The sequence below is a fragment of the Microbacterium sp. 4NA327F11 genome, from assembly GCF_005503465.1.
Classification (GTDB): domain Bacteria; phylum Actinomycetota; class Actinomycetes; order Actinomycetales; family Microbacteriaceae; genus Microbacterium; species Microbacterium ginsengisoli.
On record NZ_SCOB01000010.1, the window covers coordinates 1 to 17,263 of the forward strand.

The following is a 17,263-nucleotide window of genomic DNA, read 5'->3' on the forward strand; positions in this document are numbered from 1 at the left end:
GATCGCGCGCGACGGTGACGGAACGGGTGCCGGTGCCGGCGCGGCAGCCGTCACCGTGTCGTCCTCGACCGGAGCGTCGGGCGCCGGGCTCTCGACCGCGGGCGCCTCGTCCCCGGATGCCTCGACCGCGGCGATCGCGGCCGGGGCAGACGCCTCGTCGGCGACGTCGGGGGTGGCCTCGACGTCTGCAGTGACGTCGGTGGCAGGGGTCTCTTCGGCCGGGGTCTCGGGCGTCGGGTCCGCCTCGGCGGCGGGGACGTCAGGAGTCTGGTCGTTCGTGGCAGTCACGGGTGCACCTCAAGCGGTTCGCCGGGCGGTCGGATGGACGTGCTCAGCCTAGTACGCGCCCTCCGACGGCCCGGTCGGGGCGTCGTCACGCGTCACGGGGTCGGACTGGGCGAATCCGTCGCGCGGGGGGTCGGGAAGAACAGCGGCTGATCGCTCGGGTTCACCGTCGGGGTGGGGCTGGGCGACGGCGCGGGCGCGCCGGGTCCGACGGAGTAGTAGGCGAACTGACCCGCCGCGAGGAGGAGGATCAGGATGCCGCCGGCGACGGCGGCGATCGTGTTGTCGCGGACGCGACGGCGCCGGCTCGCCTCGTGCAGCGCACGGCGGGCCTCGTACGCCCTGGCGCGCTCGCGCGCCACCCTCTCGTCGCGCGACTTTCCGCCTGCGGCCACGGGTCCTCCTGCACTGGTCGTTGAGCGCACCGATCCTACGCAGTGATCCGGTGGGCGGCCAAAGCGTCGGTGTCTCATGGCGCCGCTAGCCTGGCGTGGTGAGTTCCGCGCCCCTGCTGTCGTCCCCGACGCCGCTGGCGGTGCGCATGCGCCCGACGTCGCTCGACGAGGTAGCGGGTCAAGGGCATCTGCTGCGTCCGGGGTCGCCGCTCGTGGCGCTCGCCTCGCCCGACTCCCGCAGCGCCGCCGCGGTGTCGGTCATCCTGTGGGGGCCGCCCGGCACCGGCAAGACCACGCTCGCGCAGGCGATCGCCCGCTCGTCGGGGCGCCGGTTCGTCGAGCTGTCGGCCATCACCGCGGGGGTGAAGGACGTGCGCGAGGTCATGCAGGACGCCCTGAACCAGCGCGACCTGTACGGGCAGTCCACGATCCTGTTCCTCGACGAGATCCATCGCTTCACAAAGGCGCAGCAGGACGCCCTGCTGCCGGGCGTCGAGAACGGCTGGGTCGTGCTGATCGCCGCGACGACCGAGAACCCGTCCTTCTCGGTCATCGCGCCTCTCCTGTCGCGCTCGCTGCTGTTGACGCTGCGCGCGCTCACCGACGACGACCTCGGGTCGCTCGTCGACCGCGCGGTCGCCGATCCGCGCGGGCTCTCCGGCGCGGTGGCGCTAGACGACGACGCGCGCGGCGCGCTGGTGCGGCTCGCCTCCGGTGACGCGCGTCGGGCGCTGACCGCCCTGGAGGCGGCGGCGACGCTCGCGGCGGGGGCCGCGGCATCCGATGACGACGAGGCGACACCCCGGGTCACGGCCGAGCACGTCGCGGCGGCGGTCGACCGCGCGCTCCTGCGCTATGACCGGCAGGGCGACGAGCACTACGACGTGATCAGCGCCTTCATCAAATCGATCCGCGGTTCCGATGTGGATGCCGCGATCCACTACCTCGCGCGCATGATCGAGGCGGGGGAGGACCCGCGGTTCATCGCCCGACGCCTCGTCATCTCCGCCGCCGAGGACATCGGCCTCGCCGATCCGCACGCGCTGCAGATCGCCGTCGCCGCCGCCGACGCGGTCGCGTTCATCGGCATGCCCGAGGGGCGCATCCCGCTCGCCGAGGCGACCGCGTACCTCGCGACGACCGCGAAGTCGAACGCGGCGTACCTGGCGATCGACGCGGCCATCGCCGACGTGCGGGCGGGGTCGTTCGGCGCCGTTCCGCCGCATCTGCGCGACGCGCATTACGCGGGCGCGAAGCGGCTCGGACACGGCAAGGGCTACGTCTATCCGCACGACACCGACCTCGGCGTCGCCGCACAGCAGTACCTTCCCGACCCACTGGTCGGACGCCGCTATTACACGCCGACGGCGCACGGCCAGGAGCGCGACGTGCAGGCTCGGCTCGAGCGCATCCGGCGCATTCTGGGCGACGGATGACGCGGCCCGGGCGGCGCGGGCCGGTCTGGTAGCATGGATCGGCTCGAAACCGGTTTTCGGGCATCCCCTCCTTCCTGGAACACCTCACGGTGCGCCCCGGCGTGCACACCGAGAGGGCGGGAGAGGGAGATACGTCCGCGGGCCGTGAGAGACACGGCCGCGTCATCGGAAGGAACACTTCGTGGTCACGAAGTCCCAGGACCGCCGCAAGGTCCGCCTGTCCCGCGCCCTCGGCGTGGCACTCACCCCCAAGGCCGCCCGCTACCTCGAGAAGCGTCCCTACGCTCCGGGCGAGCACGGCCGCACCAAGCGCAAGGCCGACAGCGACTACGCCGTCCGTCTGCGTGAGAAGCAGCGTCTGCGCGAGCAGTACGGCATCCGCGAGAAGCAGCTGCGCATCGCGTTCAATGAGGCCCGCCGCACCGACGGCCTGACCGGTGAGAACCTGGTCGAGCTGCTCGAGATGCGTCTCGACGCGCTCGTGCTGCGCGCCGGCTTCGCCCGCACCACCGCCCAGGCCCGCCAGTTCGTGACCCACCGTCACATCCTGGTCGACGGCCAGATCGTGGACCGCCCGTCGTTCCGCGTGAAGCCCGGCCAGCTCATCCACGTCAAGGCCCGCAGCGAGGGCAGCGAGCCCTTCCAGGTCGCGGCCGCCGGCGGTCACACCGACGTGCTGCCGGCCGTTCCGGGTTACCTCGAGGTCGAGCTCGACAAGCTCCAGGCGCGCCTCGTGCGTCGCCCGAAGCGCGTCGAGGTGCCCGTCACCTGTGACGTGCAGCTCGTCGTCGAGTACTACGCCGCACGCTGAGTCGCACCGAGAAGGGCGTCGGGGAAACCCGGCGCCCTTCTCGTATCTGCGCCGCCGGCGCCCGCCGACGGACACCACCCGTCGCCTACGATGGACCACGGACGTGAGAGTCGCGCCCGACGAGGAAGTGATCTGACTGTGAAGAACGTGCTCTGGTTCGTGCTCGGCGCCGCTGCCGGCTTCGTGGTCGCGCACGTCGTGAACAAGGATCCTCGCGGTCACGAGGTGCTCGCCGACATCGACGCGCGCATCACCGAGTTCACCGAACGCGTCACCGACGCGTACCGCGAGCAGCAGGCGCGCTTCGGCGAGACCGTCGGCGACGCCGTCCACGAGGCCGCCGAGGCCGTCGCGGATGCCGCCTCCCGGCCGGCGAACGACTGATCACCCCGAGACATCCGCGGGCCGGGCTCCGGCACCGCCCGTTCACCATGAGGACTCCCGCATGAAGACCGCCGAGATCGCGCAGCGCTACCTGGACTACTTCGAGCGCAACGGCCACACCATCGTGCCGTCGGCGTCCCTCGTCAGCGACGACCCGTCGATCCTGTTCACGATCGCGGGCATGGTGCCCTTCATCCCCTACCTCAACGGCACCGTTCCGCCGCCGTACCCGCGCGCCGCCGACGTGCAGAAGTGCATCCGCACGAACGACATCGAAGAGGTCGGCAAGACCGCCCGTCACGGCACGTTCTTCCAGATGCTCGGCAACTGGTCGTTCGGCGACTACTTCAAGGAAGGCGCGATCGGCTACGCGTGGGAGCTGCTCACCTCGAGCGAGGCCGACGGCGGCCTCGGGTTCGACGAGCGCGACCTGTGGGTCACCGTCTACCAGGACGACGACGAAGCCGCCTCGCTGTGGAAGAAGATCGCCGGACTCCCGGAGGAGCGCATCCAGCGCTTCGGCGCCGAGGACAACTATTGGTCCACCGGCCAGCCGGGCCCCGCCGGCCCCTGCTCGGAGATCTACTTCGACCGCGGCCCCAAGTACGGCCGCGACGGCGGGCCTGCGGTCGACGACAGCCGCTTCACCGAGATCTGGAATCTCGTGTTCATGCAGTACGCCATCACGAACGTGCGCTCGAAGACCGAGTTCGACGTCGTGGGGGAGCTCCCCAAGAAGAACATCGACACCGGCATGGGCCTCGAGCGTGTCGCGTTCATCAAGCAGGGTGTCGACAACATGTACGAGACCGATCAGGTGCGTCCCGTGCTCGACCGTGCCGTCGCGCTCTCGGGACGCCCGTACGGCGCCGTGCACGAGGATGACGTGCGCTACCGCGTCATCGCCGACCACATCCGCTCGTCGCTCATGCTGCTCTCCGACGGCGTCACGCCGTCCAACGAGGGACGCGGCTACATCCTGCGCCGGCTCATGCGCCGCTCGATCCGCGCGATGCGCCTGCTCGGCGTCGACGCCCCCACCTTCCCCGAGCTGTTCTCCGCGTCGCGCGATGCGATGAAGAGCGCCTACCCGGTCGTCGACGAGGACTGGGCGCGCATCTCGCAGTACGCGTTCGCCGAGGAGGAGACGTTCCTGCGCACGCTCGCGTCGGGGTCGACGATCCTCGATCTCGCGGTGACGCAGACGAAGGATGCCGGTGGCTCCGAGCTCGCCGGCAGCGAGGCGTTCCTGCTCCACGACACCTACGGCTTCCCGATCGACCTGACGCTCGAGATCGCAGAGGAGGCGGGCATCACCGTCGATCGCGACGGCTTCGACACCCTGATGCGGGAGCAGAAGGCACGCGCGAAGGCCGATGCGAAGTCCCGCAAGCGCGCCCTCGCCGACGTCAGCGTCTACGGCGACTTCCGCGCGAAGGGCGAGACCGTCTTCACCGGCTACACCGACCTCGAGACCGAGTCGTCGGTGCTCGGCATCCTCGTCGACGGCGTGCCGACCGACCGTGCCACCGAGGGCCAGATCGCCGAGGTCATCCTGCGGGAGACCGCGCTCTACGCCGAGTCGGGCGGACAGGTCGCCGACAAGGGCGTGATCGTCGGGCCCGGGTACGAGCTCGAGGTGCTCGACGTGCAGAAGCCCGTGCCCGGCCTTGTGAGCCACACGGTCGAGGTGACCCGCGGCGACGTCGGTCTCGGCGCCCCCGCGACATCCGTCGTCGACCGCGCGAACCGTCGCGCAGCACGTCAGGCCCACTCCGCGACGCACCTCGTGCACGCGGCCCTGCGCGACACGCTGGGGAAGACCGCGACGCAGGCGGGTTCGCTGAACCGCGCCGGCTACATGCGCTTCGACTTCTCGTGGAGCCAGGCGCTGTCGGCCGAGACGCGCACGGAGATCGAGGAGATCGCCAACAACGCGATCTACGACAACCTCGAGGTCACGACCCGCGTGCTGCCGCTCGCGGACGCCAAGGAACTCGGCGCGATGGCGCTGTTCGGCGAGAAGTACGGCGAGACCGTGCGGATGGTCGACATCGGCGGCCCGTGGTCGCGCGAGCTCTGTGCGGGAACCCACGTGGCCACGAGCGCTGAGATCGGGCTGATCTCGCTCGTCAGCGAATCCTCGGTGGGCGCGTCCAACCGCCGTGTGGAGGCCCTCGTCGGGCACGACGCGTTCCGCGAGCTCGCGGCCGAACGGGCGCTGGTCGCCGAGCTGTCTGCGAACCTCAAGGCTCCGCGCGACCAACTCGTCGCCCGCATCGCCGAGCTCGGCGCCAACCTGAAGGCCGCCGAGAAGAAGATCGCGGCGTTCGAGGCCGGCAAGCTCGCCGAGCGCGCCCCAGAACTCGCCGCGTCGGCGACGACCACCGGACCGTTCCGCGTCGTGAGCGCCGCGATCGGCGCCGTCGGCTCGGCCGACGACCTGCGCACGGTGGCGCTTGCCGTGCGCGATCGACTCGGCGACGAGCCCGCCGTGATCGTGCTCGGCGCCGTGGCCGGTGACCGACCCGTCGTGATCGCCGCGACCACCGCCCGCGCACGCGAGGCCGGAGCCAAGGCGGGTGTGCTCGCGAAGACCGCGGCCGGCGTGCTTGGCGGCGGCGGCGGCGGGCGCGACGATGTCGCCCAGGGCGGCGGTACGGATGCCGTGCTCCTGCCCGATGCGCTCTCGGCGGCGGTTCGGGCTCTCGAGGTCGCGTGACGTGACGGGGTTCCGACGCGGCATCCGGATCGGCGTCGACGTCGGCACCGCCCGGGTCGGCGTCGCCCGCTGCGACCCGGACGGCTTGCTCGCGACCCCCGTGGAGACCGTGCCGCGCACAGACGCGGCCGTCGCCCGCGTGCGGGAGATCGGCGCCGAGTGGGACGCAATCGAGTTCGTCGTCGGGTTGCCCGTCGCGCTGTCGGGTCGGGAGACCGCGTCGACGGCGGATGCGCGCGAGTTCGCGGCGCAACTGGCCGCCTCCGGTGTGCCCGTGCGCCTCGTCGACGAGCGCCTGAGCACGGTCTCCGCGCACGCGGCCCTGCGTGGCTCCGGGCGTTCGCAGCGACAGTCTCGTAACATCGTCGATCAGGTCGCCGCAGTGATTCTCCTGCAGAACGCGATCGACACCGAGAAGCAGACCGGGCGCACCCCCGGGGCCGTCGTGCCCGCGCCCGAGGAGGCCACGCCGAATGACTGACGAGAAGAGCGCGGACGATCCGTTCTCGACCCTGTACTCGCAGCTGCCCGCCAACCGGCCGCGGACGAGTGCGACCGACGAGACGCCCGCATCCGCCGAGCCGGGCACCGAGACGGCGCCGCTCACCCGCCGCGAGCTTCGCGAGCGACTGACCCGCGAAACCACCGGGCAGCAGCAGCCGGCGCCCGACGCCGCCCCCGTCAGCCCGACACCGGCCTCGTGGCCCCCGCGCGTGCCGCGTCAACCCGACGCGCTCCACCCCGCGAGCCTCACCGGCCTGACCCCGGCGCCCACCGCCGCCATGCCTCCGTCGGGAAGCACCCCACCGCCGGTCACTCGGCAGCCGGAGCGCACAGCTCCAGTCGGCGCCGCAAGAGCGTCCGCCCCCGGAGACCTCGCGGACCTCTTCACCGGGCGGGCATCGTCCGATACGGTCGGAGCCGTGCCGAAGAAGCCCTCGAAGCGACGTCGGCGCGCACGGGGGTGGATCGCCCTCGCCATCGTCGTGGTATTGCTGGGGGGTATCGGCGCCGGTGGCGTGTGGGTGTGGAACACGTACGGCGACAAGGTGCGCTCGTTCATGGGATGGGAGGAGCCCGCGGACTATGCCACCGGACTCGCCAACGGCGAAGCACTCCTCACGATCGCCTCGGGCGACACCGGCATGACGATCTCGACGAAGCTCTACCAGGCCGGCGTGACGAAGACGTCCTCGGTCTTCTACAACATGCTCGTGAAGTCGCAGCAGAACCCGAACTTCCAGCCCGGCGTCTACAAGCTGCAGAAGCAGATGACCGCCGCCGCGGCGCTCGCCGCGATCCAGGACCCCGCGAATCGCCAGCAGAACACGGCGCTCATCCGGGAGGGTCTCACGGTCAGCCAGATCGCCCAGGCGCTCTCCGACGATCTGACCATCCCCCTGGCCGATGTGCAGGCAGCGGTGAAGACCCCGTCCGACTACGGCGTCAGTGCGGACTCCCTCGAGGGCTGGCTCTTTCCCGCCACGTACACCTTCGATCCCGGCACCACCGCGACGCAGGCCGTGAAGGCGATGGTCGACCGCACGAAGCAGTCGCTCCAGCAGGCGGGGGTTGCGGCATCCGATCAGCAGCGGATCCTCACGATCGCCTCGATCATCCAGCGCGAAGCCCGCCAGTCCGCCGACTTCTACAAGGTGTCCCGCGTCATCCAGAACCGCCTCGCCGATGGCATGAAGCTCCAGATGGACTCCACCGCCCAGTACGGCTACGGCGAGATGCACGACGGCAGTGTGAGCTCGTCGGCCGCGGCGTTGGCGGACAACAACCCCTGGAACACGTACGTGATCACGGGGCTGCCGAAGGGACCCATCTCCAACCCCGGGGACACGGCGATCGATGCGGCCGTGCACCCGGCAGACGGACCGTGGCTGTACTTCGTGACCGTCAACCTCGACACCGGTGAGACCGTGTTCTCCACCACCGATGCGGAACACGAGGCCGCGGTGGCACAGTGGCGGTCCTGGTGCGCGCAGAACCCGAACTCGGGATGCTGACGCCGCCCCGCTGCGAGGTGTGGGGCGACCCGATCGCGCACAGCAAGTCGCCCGCGCTGCACCGCGCGGCCTACGCCGCCCTCGGCCTGGAGTGGAGCTACGACCGGCTCCGCGTCGATGAGTCGGCCTTTCCCGGCGCCCTCGGCGAGGCCGCGACGCGCGTGCGCGGACTCTCGCTCACCATGCCGCTCAAGGGCGTCGCCTTCGCCGCGGCCGGGCGACGCGACGACGACGCGACCACCACCGGGGCCGTGAACACCCTCGTGCGCACAGAATCAGGCTGGGACGGCTTCAACACCGACGTCGCCGGGCTCATCGCGGTGCTGCGAGAGCTGGGCGTGTCCGAGCTGACGCACGCGCGCATCCTCGGCGGGGGAGCGACCGCGACCTCCGCCCTCGTTGCGCTGCACCGTCTCGGCGCCGACCGGGTGAGCGTCGTGACCCGCCGCCCCGGGGCTGCGGCGGCGCTCATCGACCTCGCCGCCACCCTCGGCGTCGAGGTGACCCCGGCGACGTTCGACGACGCCGACGCGACCCCCGTTCCCGTGACCGTCGCGACGATCCCCACCGACGCCGAGCTCCCCCCCGGGGTGGCCGCGCACCTCGCGGGGGCCGGCGGCATCCTCTACGACGTCGCCTACGGCACCTGGCCCACCCCGCTCTCCCGCGCGTGGGAGGCGGAGGGCCTGATCTCCGCCAACGGCCTCGGGATGCTGCTGCACCAGGCGGTGCGGCAGGTGAGCGCGTTCCTGCACGGCGATCCGGCGGTGCCGCTGCCCGATGAGGCCCGCGTCGTCGCTGCGATGCGCGCCGCCGTCACAGAGGCGGATGCGGTCGTCCCCGGCGTGGGAGACTAAGGGAATGCTCCGCGTGCTGACGGCCGGCGAATCGCACGGCCCCGAACTCGTCGCGCTCGTCGAGGGACTCCCGGCCGGTGTCCCCGTCTCGCGCGCCGCCATCCAGGCCGACCTCGCCCGACGCAAGCTCGGCTACGGTCGCGGATCGCGCATGAAGTTCGAAGAGGACGAGCTCACGATCTCCTCGGGCGTGCGTCACGGCTACACCCTCGGCAGCCCCATCGCCGTGCGCATCGGCAACACCGAGTGGCCCAAGTGGGTCGAGGTGATGAGCGCCGAGCCGGTCGAGCTCACCGAGCGCTCCCGCGGCCGCGGCGCCGCCCTCACCCGCCCTCGTCCGGGACACGCAGACCTCGTCGGCATGCAGAAGTACTCGTTCGACGAGGCGCGCCCCATCCTCGAGCGCGCGAGCGCCCGTGAGACGGCCGCCCGCGTGGCTCTCGGAGCCCTCTCGCGCGCCTTCCTCGCCGAGCTCGGCATCCGGCTCGTCAGCCACACCCTGTCGATCGGACCCGTGCAGGTGCCCTCGGATGCCCCGTGGCCGACGCCCGACGACGTCGACAGCCTCGACGCCGACCCGCTGCGCTGCTTCGACCCGGAGACATCCGCACGCATGGTCGAGGAGGTCGACGACGCGAAGAAGGCGGGCGACACGCTGGGCGGCATCGTCGAGGTGCTCGCCTACGGACTGCCGCCGGGGCTCGGCTCCCATGTGCAGTGGGATCGGCGCCTGGACGCGAAGCTCGCGCAGGCGCTCATGAGCATCCAGGCCATCAAGGGCGTCGAGGTCGGCGACGGCTTCGAGACCACCCGACGCCGCGGGTCGGCCGCCCACGACGAGCTCTTCGTCGCCGAGGACGGCATCACCCGGTCGAGCGACCGCGCCGGCGGCACGGAGGGCGGCATGTCCACGGGCACGCTCCTGCGCGTGCGGGCCGGTATGAAGCCGATCGCGACGGTGCCGCACGCCCTGCGCACGATCGACGTCGCGACGGGCGACGCGGCCGCCGCACACCACCAGCGCTCCGACGTCTGCGCCGTGCCGGCGGCGGGCGTCGTCGCCGAGGCGATGGTCGCCATCGTGCTCGCCGACGTCGTGCTCGAGAAGTTCGGCGGCGACCACGTCGACGAGACCCGCCGCAACCTCGAGGCCTACCTCGCGCACATCCCCGACGCGCTCGCGACGGCGGGGGAGAGCGATGCCGCCCTCGCGGCGGTCGACGAGGTCGTCGACATCCCCCTCGGATGAGCGGGGTCGCTCCCTCGATCGTGCTGGTCGGCCCGATGGGCGCCGGGAAGACGAGCGTCGGCAGACGCGTCGCCCGCGCGCTCGAACGGCCGTTCCTCGACACCGACAAGATCATCACGCGCGACCACGGGCCGATCCCGGCGTACTTCGAGGCGCACGGGGAGACGGCGTTCCGAGCGATCGAGCGCACCGCGGTCGCCGAGGCCCTGACGACCGGCGGCGTCATCGCGCTCGGAGGCGGGGCGGTGCTGCACGAGCAGACCCGTGCCGACCTCGCCGCGCATCACGTCGTGCTGCTGACGGTAGCCCCGCACATCGTCGCGTCCCGCATCGTCGGCGACGATCGCCCCCTGCTCGCCGGCGACGACCCGATCGCCCGCTGGAACCGCATCTACGACGAGCGACGAGCCCTCTACGAACGGGTCGCCGACCTCACCCTCGACACCTCACACGGCCCCCTGTCGGACGTGGTCGAGCGCATCGTCGCCTGGGACCGCGCCCGCCGGACGGAAGGATCCCCTTCATGAGCACCACCACGATCACCGTCGGCGGAGACGCCCCCTACGACGTGACGGTGGGCCGCGGCATCCTGCCCCTCGTCGCCGAGGCCCTGCCCGCCACCGCCCGCAAGGTGCTCATCGTGCACCCGCCGACCCTCGCCGATCAGGCGGCCACGCTGCGCGAGGTGCTACGCGGCGACGGTGCGCGCGAGGTGCTGCTGGCCGAGGTGCCGGACGCCGAGCAGGGCAAGCGCGTCGAGGTCGCGGCGTTCTGCTGGCAGATCCTCGGGCAGGCCGATTTCACCCGCACCGACGCGGTCGTCGGCTTCGGCGGGGGAGCGGTCACGGACCTCGCGGGCTTCGTCGCTGCCACCTGGCTGCGCGGCGTCGCGATCGTGCAGGTGCCGACGACGGTGCTGGCGATGGTGGATGCCGCGGTGGGCGGGAAGACCGGCATCAACACCGCGGAGGGCAAGAACCTGGTGGGCGCCTTCTGGCCGCCGCGTGCGGTGATCTGCGACCTCGACCTCCTCGACGGTCTCAGCGTGCACGAGCGCACCGCCGGGTTCGCGGAGGTCGTGAAGGCCGGGTTCATCTGGTACCCGGAGATCCTCGATCTCATCGAGAAGGATCCCGCGGCCGTCGTCGATCCGGGCTCGGAGGCGTTCCGTCGATCGATCGAGCTTGCCATCGAGATGAAGGCACGCGTCGTCGGCGAGGACCTGCGCGAGGCGGGGCTGCGCGAGGTGCTCAACTACGGACACACTCTCGGTCACGCCATCGAGCACGCCGAGCGCTACCGCTGGCGCCACGGCGCGGCGATCTCGGTCGGCATGGTCTTCGCCGCCGAGCTGTCGCGTCTGGCCGGACGCCTCAGCGACGACGTCGCGAACCGGCACCGCTCGGTGCTGGAGTTGCTGGGTCTTCCCACCTCGTATCGCGCGGGCGCCTGGCCGCAGCTGCTGGCGACCATGCAGCGCGACAAGAAGACGCGGGGCGCCATGCTGCGCTTCATCGTGCTCGACGACCTCGCCCGTCCCACCGTGCTGCAGGCACCCGACGAATCACTGCTGTTCGCGGCCTATCAGGAGATCGGCTCCTGAGATGCGCAGAGCCCCGGCCGTCCGAAGACGGTCAGGGCTCTGCGACAGTGGAGGTCAGGCCGCGACGTGCTCCCTCACGGTCACCGGGGCCGGACGGGCCTCCCCGAGGTCGGCGGTCGCGACATCCTTGGTCTCCCGTGCGGTGAGCGCGGCGCCCGCCGCGATGAGGGCGACCACGGCGGTGAACACGCTCGTCACGACCCAGCCACCCACCTGCACGCCGCCGAGGGCGGTCACGATGGTCGGTGCAAAGCCGGCGGCCAGGAACCCGAGCTGGGTGCCGATCGCCATGCCGGAGAAGCGCACGCGGGTCGAGAACATCTCGCCGTAGAACGCAGGCCAGACCGCGTTCGCGGCCGCGTAGCCGAACGAGAACGTGAGCACGGCGAGCACGAACGTCAGCAGCGCGTTGCCGCTCGACATCGACAGCATGTAGAAGGGCATCAGCACCGCCGAGGCCAGCGCCCCGTAGATGAAGACGGGCTTGCGGCCGATGCGGTCGGCGAGGCGGCCGAACAGCGGCTGCGTGCCGAGGGCGAACAGGTTGGCGACGACGACCAGCCAGAGTGTGAGCGACGCGGCAAGGCCGACCTTCACGCCGTAGGCGATGGCGAGGTTGCCGAAGACGGTCGAGACCGCCGAGATGGTCGCGCACAGCACGACGCGGATCACGTCGCGCCAATGGTGGCGCAGCAGCGGGATGAGCGGGAGCCGAGCGATCTCGCCGCGGGCCTTCGCCTGCTCGAACTCGGGGGTCTCGTGCAGCCGGCGACGGATCACCCACGCGACGAGCACGACCACCGCGCTGAGCCAGAACGGGATGCGCCAGCCCCACGAGAACTTGATGTCGTCGGGAAGGGCCACGACGGGAACGAAGATGAGGGCAGCGAGGATCTGTCCGCCCTGGGTGCCGGTGAGGGTCCAGGAGGTGAAGAACGCGCGACGGTCATCGGGGGCGTGCTCCAGCGTGAGCGACGAGGCGCCGGCCTGCTCGCCGGCGGCCGAGAGTCCCTGCAGCAGTCGGGCGAGCACCAGCAGGATGGGCGCCGCCCAGCCGATCTGCGCATAGCCGGGGAGGCATCCGATCGCGAAGGTCGACAGTCCCATGAGCAGCAGCGTGAACATGAGCACGCGCTGACGTCCGACGCGGTCGCCGAAGTGCCCGAGGATGACGGCGCCGACGGGACGCGCGATGTAGGCGAACCCGAAGGTCGCGAACGACATGACGAGGGCCGCCTGGTCGTTGGAGGGGAAGAACACGCTCGGGAAGATGAGCGCGGCCGCGGAGCCGAACAGGAAGAAGTCGTAGTACTCGACGGCGCTCCCCATGAAGCTCGCGATGGCCGCGCGCACTGGGGTCTTCCGCGTCGTTGCGGGAGTGGACATGAGTCTCCTCTATCAGATGGGTGTTGTCGGGGGTAGGGGTGGGATGGAAGGAACGGATGCCGCGGCTGCCGGTCGGCTCAGCGGGCGAGGATCTCCTCGGAGGTGACGAGGTCGCGGAAGTGCCGGGTCATGCGTCGGGGGTCGGGACGCACGCCCGTGATCAGCTCGAAGGCGTCGACCGCCTGGTGCACCGCCATCTGGCCGCCGTCGAGCGTGCGGCAGCCGCGCTCGCGAGCGGCGTCCAGCAGGGCGGTGCGCAGCGGGCGGTAGACGATGTCGGCGAGCCAGGTCTGCGGGCGCAGCAGCGCGGGGTCGAACGCGGTGCCGGGGTGGGCGGCCATGCCGAGCGGGGTGCAGTTGACCACTCCATCGGCGCGGGCGAGCAGGTCGGCCGCCTCGGCGGGCGTCCCGGGGCGCACCTCGGCGTGGGGGTGCCGTTCACCGGCGCGCACCGCCAGGGCGGCCACCCGCTCGATGTCGAGGTCGACGATGGTCAGCTCGCGCACGCCGTCGCGCAGCAGTGCGTCGGCGACGGCGGAGCCTGCACCGCCGGCACCGAACTGCACGACCCGCTCCCGGGGGACGCCCGGCAGCCCTTCACGCAGGGCCGCGGCGAAGCCGGTGGTGTCGGTGTTGTAGCCGAGCCGGCCCTCGGCGGTCAGCAGGACGGTGTTCACGGCGCCGAGCGAGGCGGCGACCGGGTCGACGTGGTCGAGGTGGGGGAGGACCGCCTGCTTGAAGGGGTGGGTGATGTTGAGCGCGTCGAAGCCGAGGCGCTCGGCCCAGGCGAGGATCTCGCCGAGCTCGGTCACGCCGAGGCCGAGGAGCGCCGTGTCGATCGGGCGGTAGACGTAGGGAATCCCGAGGGCGGTGGCCTCCGCCATGTGCATGGGCGGGGTCAGCGAGGGGGTGACACCGTCGCCGACGAGGCCGACCAGGAAGCGTCGATCGCTGTGCACGGTACTCCTTCGTCCGAAGCGTTTGTACTAACTAGTACGTTCGCAGTGAACACGACAACATCCGACGTGTCAAGCACCGGTGTCAGGGAGTCGTGCGCAGCCAGCCGACGACTACGTCGCCGATCGTGCTGCGCAGGTGCGCACGGGTCGCGGCATCCGTGAAGTCGATGTCGAAGAGCTGCCCGAACGTGTGGCGGTTCGCGACCTGGAAGACGCAGTAGGCGCTGATGACGAGGTGCACGTCAAGCGCGTCGACGTCGCTGCGGAACAGGCCGGCATCGCGGCCGCGCGCGAGGATTCCGTCGAGCAGCGACTTGGCAGGCTGCGACAGCGTGCGCAGCGACGGGATCCGGGAGATGGATGTCCCGCGGTGGATGTTCTCGATCGCCACCAGCCGGATGAACGCCTCGTGCGAGACGTGATGGTCGAAGGTCAGCTCCGCGAGCTGGCGCACCGCGGCCAGCGGATCCGTGTGATCGACGTCGATCCCGCGCTCCGCCTCGCGAATGCCGCGATAGGCATCTTCGAGCACGGCGAGGTAGAGGCCTTCCTTGCTGTCGAAGTAGTAGTAGATCATCCGCTTGGTCGTGCGGGTGCGGCGGGCGATCTCGTCCACGCGGGCGCCGGAGAAGCCCTCTTCGGCGAAGACCTCGGTCGCGACCGCGAGCAGTTCGGCCTTGGTGCGTTCGGGGTCGCGGCGCACGTCACTCACGCCGTCAGAGTATCCGAGCGGGATCGGGGGAGTCGGGAACGGCATACCGCCGGGAATGTACCGAGTGGTACATTCCCTGACCATGGAGACCTCGATCGCAACGGTGTGCATCAGCGGGCCCCTCTCCGCCAAGCTCCACGCCATCGCCGCCGCCGGTTTCGACGGCATCGAACTGTTCGAACCCGACCTCATCGCCGCGCCCGAGAGCCCAGAGGAGATCCGGGCGCTGGCCGCACGACTCGGCCTGCGCATCGACCTCTACCAGCCGCTGCGCGACGTCGAAGGGGTCTCCGAGGAGGAGTTCGCCCGGGTCCTCCACCGCGCCGACGCGAAGTTCGCGCTCATGCAGCGGCTCGGCGTCGGCACGGTGCTCGCTTGCAGCAACGTCGCGACCGCCGTCACCGACGACCTGGACGTCAGCGCCGCGCAGCTGCGGCGCCTCGGCGAGCTCGCCGCGGGCCGCGGCATCCGGATCGCCTTCGAGGCCCTCGCCTGGGGACGCCACATCGACGACTACCGCACCGCCTGGGAGGTCGTCCGGCGCGCCGATCATCCCGCCGTCGGCGTGTGCCTCGACTCGTTCCACATCCTGTCCCGCCGCACCCCGCTGGAGGGCATCGCGGAGATCCCGGGCGACCGCATCTTCTTCGTGCAGCTCGCCGACGCACCCGCCCTGTCGCTCGACGTGCTCTCGTGGAGCCGGCACCACCGCCTGTTCCCGGGCGAGGGGGCGTTCGAGCTGGCGGACCTGACGCGCCGCGTCCTCGACGCCGGATACCGCGGTCCGCTGTCGCTCGAGGTGTTCAACGACACCTTCCGGCAGACCGACCCCGTGCGCACCGCCGCGCAGGCCCGCCGCTCGCTGCGCTGGCTCGAAGACGCCGTCGCGCGCATCGACCCGGACGTTCCCGACCTGCAGCTATTGCCGGACTCCGCGGCGCCCGCCGGGGTCGCGTTCGTGGAGATCAAGGGCGAGGACACGAGCGGCTTCGACCGTGTGCTCGCCGCGGCGGGCTTCACCGCCCACGGCCGCCACCGCTCCAAGGCGGTCACTCTGTGGACCAGCGGGCGCGCCCGCATCGTGCTCAACGAGGAGCGCGCCGCGGGTCTCGCGCCCCGCATCGCCGCCGTCGGCTTCGACGTCGACGATGCCGACGCCGTCACCCGCCGGCTCACCGCCCTGGGGGTGCCGCGCGTCGACCGGCGCCGGCTCGCCGATGAGGCCGACCTGCCCGGCACCATCGCACCCGACGGCACCGAGGTGTACTGGAGCCAGGCGGCCGACGCCGGCGACCCGGAGTGGGCCGCCGAGTTCGGCCCGGTGCAGCGCTCCGCTGCACACGGTGTCACCCGCGTCGACCACGTGAGCCTCACCCAGCCCTGGCAGGTCATCGACGAGACCCGGCTGTTCCTGTCCGCCGCCTTCGCACTGGAGCCGCAGGGTTCCACGGATGTCCCGGGTCCTGCCGGACTCGTGCAGAGCCACGTCTTCGGCTCGCCCGACGGCGCCGTGCGTCTCCCCCTGAACGTCGCGCCGCCGTTGTCGGCCGAGGCGGGCCGCGACGGCGGGCCCGTGCAGCACATCGCCTTCGCCTGCGACGACGTCATCGCACTCGCGCGCGCCCTCGCGGACGCCGGCGTCGCGCCGCTTCCCGTCCCCGCGAACTACTACGACGACCTCGCCGCCCGGTTCGCACTTCCGGAATCGACGCTCGACGGGCTGCGCGCGGCATCCGTGCTCTACGACGCCGACGCCGACGGTTCCTACCTGCACGTCTACACACGCACGATCGGCGGCGTGTTCTTCGAGTTCGTCGAGCGCCGCGGCCACTACGACGGATACGGCCCCCAGAACGCCGCCGTCCGCCTCACGGCGCAGCAGCGCGCCGCTGATAGGTTCGGCGCATGACCACCCCGCGCCGCATCCTGCTCGTCAACGGCCCGAACCTGAACCTGCTGGGCGTGCGGGAACCGGCGATCTACGGCCACGAGACCCTCGCCGACGTCGAGCGTCTCGTGACGGATGCCGCGGCCTCCCGCGGCTTCGAGGTCACCGCCGTGCAGTCCAACCACGAGGGCGTGCTGATCGACGCGATCCACGAGGCGCGCCTCACGGCGGCGGCGATCGTCATCAACCCCGGCGGTCTCACCCATACCTCGGTGGTGCTGCGCGACGCGCTCAGCGGGGTCGCCCTGCCGGTCGCCGAGGTGCACGTCTCCGACGTCTACGCCCGCGAGGCGTTCCGGCACCACTCGTACGTGCACGACGTCGCCGTCGTGCACGTGATCGGAGAGGGCGTCGCCGGCTACGTGCGCGCGACGAACCTGCTGCTCGACGTCGTGACCGGTCGCGCCGAGGGCTGATCCTCGGAATCGCCGGGTCACGGGGCATCCGTTAGACTCTCGTGTCGGCCGTCTCGGCCTCGCACCCACACGAAACGGAAAAGCG

16 protein-coding genes and 1 pseudogene are annotated in these 17,263 nt (G+C 71.4%); 12 read left to right on the top strand and 5 right to left on the bottom strand.

The genetic code is table 11. From position 1 onward, the window contains the following. Together FFS51_RS08070 and FFS51_RS08075 are read right to left on the bottom strand one after the other, a co-directional pair. Positions 1-288: pseudogene (locus FFS51_RS08070) on the bottom strand (DUF349 domain-containing protein); the annotation flags it as partial. Positions 289-380: 92 nt separating this feature from the next. Then, positions 381-680: a hypothetical protein gene (locus tag FFS51_RS08075; protein WP_045248076.1), complete on the bottom strand. Its 300-nt coding sequence runs from the start codon at positions 678-680 to the stop codon at positions 381-383. Between the two features lie 146 nt (positions 681-826). On the opposite strand from FFS51_RS08075, the gene FFS51_RS08080 reads away from it, so the two are divergent. The 10 genes from FFS51_RS08080 to aroB all read left to right on the top strand — a co-directional run bounded on the left by FFS51_RS08080 (position 827) and on the right by aroB (position 11,757). After that, positions 827-2,116, top strand: a complete 1,290-nt coding sequence (locus tag FFS51_RS08080) for a replication-associated recombination protein A (RefSeq protein ID WP_056209230.1) — start codon at positions 827-829, stop codon at positions 2,114-2,116. Between the two features lie 181 nt (positions 2,117-2,297). Next, on the top strand, positions 2,298-2,927 hold the full coding sequence (gene rpsD / locus FFS51_RS08085; RefSeq protein WP_137878038.1) for a 30S ribosomal protein S4: 630 nt from the start codon (positions 2,298-2,300) through the stop codon (positions 2,925-2,927). Between the two features lie 138 nt (positions 2,928-3,065). Then, positions 3,066-3,311 (top strand): ATPase, encoded by a 246-nt coding sequence (locus tag FFS51_RS08090; protein WP_045248077.1) that lies wholly within the window; start codon positions 3,066-3,068, stop codon positions 3,309-3,311. A 61-nt stretch (positions 3,312-3,372) separates the two neighbouring features. After that, positions 3,373-6,033 carry an alanine--tRNA ligase gene (gene alaS, locus FFS51_RS08095; RefSeq protein WP_137878039.1) on the top strand — a complete coding sequence of 887 codons (2,661 nt, stop codon included), beginning with the start codon at positions 3,373-3,375 and terminating at the stop codon, positions 6,031-6,033. Position 6,034: 1 nt separating this feature from the next. Beyond that, positions 6,035-6,514 (top strand): Holliday junction resolvase RuvX, encoded by a 480-nt coding sequence (gene ruvX / locus FFS51_RS08100; protein WP_045248180.1) that lies wholly within the window; start codon positions 6,035-6,037, stop codon positions 6,512-6,514. Then, complete coding sequence (gene mltG / locus FFS51_RS08105) at positions 6,507-8,048, top strand: endolytic transglycosylase MltG (RefSeq protein WP_249352688.1); 1,542 nt, start codon at positions 6,507-6,509, stop codon at positions 8,046-8,048. Before ruvX ends, mltG begins: the two co-directional genes overlap by 8 nt. Continuing rightward, a complete protein-coding gene (locus FFS51_RS08110; RefSeq protein ID WP_137878103.1) occupies positions 8,042-8,905 on the top strand; it encodes a shikimate dehydrogenase family protein in 864 nt (287 codons plus the stop codon). The genes mltG and FFS51_RS08110 overlap by 7 nt, the downstream gene beginning before the upstream one ends. 4 nt (positions 8,906-8,909) lie before the next feature. Further along, positions 8,910-10,154: a chorismate synthase gene (aroC, locus tag FFS51_RS08115; RefSeq protein ID WP_137878040.1), complete on the top strand. Its 1,245-nt coding sequence runs from the start codon at positions 8,910-8,912 to the stop codon at positions 10,152-10,154. Then, on the top strand, positions 10,151-10,681 hold the full coding sequence (locus tag FFS51_RS08120; RefSeq protein WP_137878041.1) for a shikimate kinase: 531 nt from the start codon (positions 10,151-10,153) through the stop codon (positions 10,679-10,681). Before aroC ends, FFS51_RS08120 begins: the two co-directional genes overlap by 4 nt. Then, positions 10,678-11,757, top strand: a complete 1,080-nt coding sequence (gene aroB / locus FFS51_RS08125; protein WP_137878042.1) for a 3-dehydroquinate synthase — start codon at positions 10,678-10,680, stop codon at positions 11,755-11,757. The genes FFS51_RS08120 and aroB overlap by 4 nt, the downstream gene beginning before the upstream one ends. Positions 11,758-11,811: 54 nt before the next feature. On the opposite strand, the gene FFS51_RS08130 is transcribed toward aroB, so the two are convergent. From FFS51_RS08130 to FFS51_RS08140, 3 genes are all read right to left on the bottom strand, one after another. Then, positions 11,812-13,143 (bottom strand): MFS transporter, encoded by a 1,332-nt coding sequence (locus FFS51_RS08130; RefSeq protein ID WP_137878043.1) that lies wholly within the window; start codon positions 13,141-13,143, stop codon positions 11,812-11,814. A 77-nt stretch (positions 13,144-13,220) separates the two neighbouring features. Next, the gene (locus tag FFS51_RS08135) at positions 13,221-14,102 is read right to left on the bottom strand and encodes a shikimate dehydrogenase (protein ID WP_045248084.1); all 882 of its coding nucleotides are present in this window, start codon (positions 14,100-14,102) and stop codon (positions 13,221-13,223) included. Between the two features lie 82 nt (positions 14,103-14,184). Then, positions 14,185-14,814 (bottom strand): TetR/AcrR family transcriptional regulator, encoded by a 630-nt coding sequence (locus tag FFS51_RS08140; RefSeq protein WP_212742797.1) that lies wholly within the window; start codon positions 14,812-14,814, stop codon positions 14,185-14,187. Between the two features lie 82 nt (positions 14,815-14,896). Here FFS51_RS08140 and FFS51_RS08145 point away from each other — a divergent pair, with 82 nt between their 5' ends. Further along, positions 14,897-16,723 carry a bifunctional sugar phosphate isomerase/epimerase/4-hydroxyphenylpyruvate dioxygenase family protein gene (locus FFS51_RS08145; RefSeq protein ID WP_137878044.1) on the top strand — a complete coding sequence of 609 codons (1,827 nt, stop codon included), beginning with the start codon at positions 14,897-14,899 and terminating at the stop codon, positions 16,721-16,723. Then, positions 16,720-17,178 carry a type II 3-dehydroquinate dehydratase gene (locus FFS51_RS08150; RefSeq protein ID WP_137878045.1) on the top strand — a complete coding sequence of 153 codons (459 nt, stop codon included), beginning with the start codon at positions 16,720-16,722 and terminating at the stop codon, positions 17,176-17,178. The genes FFS51_RS08145 and FFS51_RS08150 overlap by 4 nt, the downstream gene beginning before the upstream one ends. The last annotated feature ends 85 nt before the right edge of the window (positions 17,179-17,263 follow it).